General features: G+C 72.3%; 1 protein-coding gene. It reads left to right on the forward strand.

Annotation, left to right across the window (positions count from 1 at the left end):
- Positions 1-109 precede the first annotated feature (109 nt).
- Positions 110-1,067 (forward strand): IS481 family transposase (locus tag ACYVO2_RS37225; protein ID WP_461012558.1); only part of this gene is annotated, 958 nt, incomplete at its 3' end.

A 1,067-nucleotide genomic window follows, 5' to 3' on the forward strand; every position in this document is an offset into this window, starting at 1 on the left:
TGTGCTGTCCCGGGACGTTGGTGACACGCGGGCTGGGTGCTTGAACGGGTGAGGGCCTTCTGGGTTCGGTGTGGATTGCGACATCTACGCCCGACCGCAGGAGGCCCTCGTGTCCCACCGTAACGCCCCGCTGACTCCGACCGGCAGGCTGCGTCTGGCCCGGTGTGTCGTGGAGGACGGCTGGCCGCTGCGGCGGGCCGCGGAACGCTTCCAGGTCAGCCACACCACCGCCGCACGCTGGGCCGGCCGCTACCGGCAGCTCGGCGCGGCCGGGATGCGCGACCGCTCCAGCCGCCCCCGCCACAGCCCGCGCCGGACGCCCGCTGCCGTCGAGGAGCAGGTCATGCGCCTGCGTCGGGAGCACAGGATCGGTCCGGTGCGGCTGGCCGCCCGATGCGGCATCGCCACCTCCACCGCCCACCGCATCCTCCTCCGGCACCACCTGCCCCCTCTGACCGCCGCCGACCGGGCCACCGGCGAGCCGATCCGCCGATACGAACGCGCCCGGCCCGGCGAACTGGTCCACATCGACGTCAAGAAGCTGGGCCGCATCCCCGACGGCGGCGGCCACAAGGTCCTGGGCCGGGCGGCCGGCCGGGCCAACCAGGACCGCCGAGGCGGCACCGGATACGCCTACCTGCACACCGCCCTGGACGACCACTCCCGCCTGGCCTACACCGAAGACCTGCCCGACGAGACCGCGGCCACCTGCGCGGCCTTCCTGCGACGGGCAACCGCCTGGTTCGCCGCCCAGGGCGTCACGATCGAGCGCGTCCTGACCGACAACGCCTGGGCCTACACCAAGAACACCTGGCGCGAGACCTGCAACGACCTGGGTATCAACCCCCGCTGGACCCGGCCCTGGCGGCCGCAGACCAACGGCAAGGTCGAACGCTTCCACCGCACCCTGCTCGACGAATGGGCCTACCACCGGCCCTACACCTCAGACAGCGCACGGCAGGCAGCCTTTCCCGACTGGCTGGACTGGTACAACCACCACCGACCCCACACCGGCCTCGGCGGCCATCCACCAGCGAGCCGCGTCACCAACCTGTCCGAACAACACA

The sequence above is a fragment of the Streptomyces capparidis genome (assembly GCF_054782095.1).